Below are 2,631 nucleotides of genomic sequence, written 5' to 3'. Positions count from 1 at the left end.
GCAAGCAAGCTCGATCTCATCCTCCAGCATGCAGCAATTTTTGTCGGGAGGCTTCGCCAATCTTTTTGCCGATCCGGCCTGGACCACGAACTGGTCCCAAGCATCGGGCACCGGGACATCCGCCGTCATTTCGCCGGGGCAGAGCGTAGCCACCACCGTCAGTGCGAACGGGAATGCCTTTCGCCAGCTTGCCAGCGCCTACACAAGCATCGCCGATCTCGGCGTTTCTAGTCTGAACTCCAGTACTCAGCAGACAGTATTGGCAAGCGCGCTCAAACAGGTGGGTTCCGCGATGCAAGGTATCAGCGATATGCAAACGACGCTTGGCCTCTCGCAATCGCAGCTCACCAACGCGAACACCGCGCTGCAAACGCAAGCAAGCACCGTCAACGGTGTGGTCAGCCAGCTCGATGGCGTTGACCCTTACCAGGCCGCCACGGCGCTCACGGGCCTCACAACACAACTTGAGACAGCATACAGCCTTACGAACCAGATCTCGAAGCTCGGCTTAGTGAACTATTTGCCGGCATAGGACCGGACTCTTCCAGGATAAAGAACTGATGTATCGAAGCATTTACGCCGAAATTCTCGAAGGCTCGCCCAAAACCGTGCGCGCCAACGAGCGCGCGGCAATTCTCCACTCCATCAGCCTGCTGGAGCGCGCTCAGGAGGCGGGCGTCAATTCGCGCGAAGCGATCGATGCGTTACTGTTCCTGCGGCGGCTTTGGGAATTCTTCATGGTGCAGCTTGCCAACGATGAAAACCGGCTTCCCGAAAAACTGCGGGCGGACCTCATATCGATTGGGTTGTCGATGCTGCGCGAGGCGGAGCGGATCAAAAAAGGAGAGGCCCAGGACTTCACCGCCTTGAAGGATATTTCGCAAACCATCGCGGACGGATTGAATGACTAAGCCCTTTTGCATCAGCCTGAAGCCTGGCGAGCGGATCTTTATCAACGGCGCGGTCCTGCGGGTCGACCGCAAGGTTGCGATTGAGTTCCTTAACGACGTGACATTTTTGCTTGAGGCGCATGTCATGCAGCCAACGCAAACGACGACACCGTTCAGGCAGCTTTACTTTATCCTTCAGACAATGCTGATCGACCCAAGCAACGCTGGAGCGACGCGCCAGCTCTTCGACTCGTACTTCACCAACCTCTGCAACGCGCTATCGAGCCAAGAATTGCTCGCGGCGCTCTCGGAGGTGCGCCGGCTGGTCGACGCCAAGCGCTATTACGATGGTCTCAAGACTTTGCGCAGTTGCTTTGCGATGGAGGAAGAAATCCTTCAGGGCGCCTGCGACAACAGAAACAACCTGATAGGAGCAGCAACATGACGGTTTCGGCGACCACTGGGACAACAACCACGAACAGCACTGCGACTAGTTCGAGCAGCACCAACAGTTCAACATCGGCGAACGACACGGTCAATTACAATGAGTTTCTGCAACTTCTCGTGGCACAATTGCAGAACCAGGACCCGACAAATCCCGCCGATCCGACCACGTTCGTTTCGCAGCTCGCGTCCTTTTCGAGCGTAGAACAGCAGGTCAACGCGAACACGAAGCTCGATTCTCTGCTAACCCAAACGGCTATTTCGCAGGCGGGTTCGATTATTGGCAAAACCGTGACCTCATCGGATGGCTCGACCTCGGGGCAGGTCGCATCGGTCCTGATTACCTCATCCGGCCCGCAAGCCACTTTGACGGATGGCAAGACGATCAGTTTAGCTAGCGGCATCACGGTTTCCTGAGTTCTAAGGGGGGGGGATGAACCAGGCAGACGCTCTCGACCTTGTCCGCTCGGCTATTTGGACGGTCATCTTGGCAAGCGGCCCCTCCATCGGGGCCGCGATGGTGGTTGGACTCGCGATCTCGCTCTTTCAAGCGCTGACGCAGATCCAGGAAGCCACGCTCACGTTCATTCCAAAGATCATCGTGATCTTCATGATCGCGATGATTACAGCCCCATTTATTGGCAGCGTTTTGTACGGTTTTTCCGAACTCGTTTACTCCCATATCGAGAACGGTTTTTAGGGCTAAACGCTCGGGTGTCCGGCGGTATTCATCGATTCTTTTGCGCAGGTAAAATATGTCGACACCTATTGCACCCGTAACGCAAGGCGCCGCGCCGCGAAGCAGCAATCAAGACGTCGGCTTTGCGCTGGGCATCCTGTTCATGCTCATGGTGCTCTTTCTGCCGCTGCCCGCGCCAGTGATCGATATGGGGCTAGCGCTTTCGATAGCCCTTGCCATCCTGATCCTGATGGTTGCCCTTTGGATTCAGCGTCCGCTCGATTTTTCCGCATTCCCGACGATTTTGCTCATCGCGACGCTGCTCCGGCTTTCGCTGAACATCGCCACCACGCGCTTGATCCTGTCTAGCGGCGCCGAGGGCGTCACATCGGCCGGCTACGTGATCGCGGGCTTTGCAAATTTTGTGATGGGCGGCGACTTCCTTATCGGCATTATTGTCTTTTCGATCATAATCACCGTGAACTTTCTTGTCATAACCAAAGGTGCAACCAGGATCGCCGAGGTTGGCGCCCGATTTACACTGGACGCTATCCCCGGCAAGCAGATGGCAATCGACGCCGATCTCGCCGCCGGGATCATCAACGAGCAAGAGGCTCA

6 protein-coding genes are annotated in these 2,631 nt (G+C 56.3%); all 6 read left to right on the top strand.

The window, feature by feature from the left end; translation table 11 throughout:
• Positions 1–532, top strand: a 532-nt coding sequence (locus tag ACLP2E_RS16385) for a flagellin (RefSeq protein WP_442466536.1), incomplete at its 5' end; no start/stop codon positions are given.
• A gap of 28 nt (positions 533–560) precedes the next feature.
• Positions 561–911: a flagellar biosynthesis regulator FlaF gene (flaF, locus tag ACLP2E_RS16380; RefSeq protein ID WP_442466535.1), complete on the top strand. Its 351-nt coding sequence runs from the start codon at positions 561–563 to the stop codon at positions 909–911.
• Positions 904–1,335, top strand: a complete 432-nt coding sequence (flbT, locus tag ACLP2E_RS16375) for a flagellar biosynthesis repressor FlbT (protein WP_442466534.1) — start codon at positions 904–906, stop codon at positions 1,333–1,335. Before flaF ends, flbT begins: the two co-directional genes overlap by 8 nt.
• On the top strand, positions 1,332–1,751 hold the full coding sequence (gene flgD, locus ACLP2E_RS16370; RefSeq protein WP_442466533.1) for a flagellar hook assembly protein FlgD: 420 nt from the start codon (positions 1,332–1,334) through the stop codon (positions 1,749–1,751). The genes flbT and flgD overlap by 4 nt, the downstream gene beginning before the upstream one ends.
• 16 nt (positions 1,752–1,767) lie before the next feature.
• Positions 1,768–2,034 (top strand): flagellar biosynthesis protein FliQ, encoded by a 267-nt coding sequence (gene fliQ, locus ACLP2E_RS16365; protein WP_442466532.1) that lies wholly within the window; start codon positions 1,768–1,770, stop codon positions 2,032–2,034.
• Positions 2,035–2,089: 55 nt separating this feature from the next.
• Positions 2,090–2,631 (top strand): FHIPEP family type III secretion protein (locus tag ACLP2E_RS16360; protein WP_442466531.1); only part of this gene is annotated, 542 nt, incomplete at its 3' end.

The sequence above is a fragment of the Rhodoblastus sp. genome, from assembly GCF_052145335.1.
Taxonomy (GTDB): domain Bacteria; phylum Pseudomonadota; class Alphaproteobacteria; order Rhizobiales; family Beijerinckiaceae; genus Rhodoblastus.
Note: the sequence above shows the minus strand (reverse complement) of the source record. Positions and strands in the feature narration are given on the sequence as shown.

Coding starts and splice junctions, on each gene's coding strand:
- flaF (WP_442466535.1), top strand. CDS start 561: ATGTATCGAAGCATTTACGCCGAAATTCTCGAAGGCTCGCCCAAAACC.
- flbT (WP_442466534.1), top strand. CDS start 904: ATGACTAAGCCCTTTTGCATCAGCCTGAAGCCTGGCGAGCGGATCTTT.
- flgD (WP_442466533.1), top strand. CDS start 1,332: ATGACGGTTTCGGCGACCACTGGGACAACAACCACGAACAGCACTGCG.
- fliQ (WP_442466532.1), top strand. CDS start 1,768: ATGAACCAGGCAGACGCTCTCGACCTTGTCCGCTCGGCTATTTGGACG.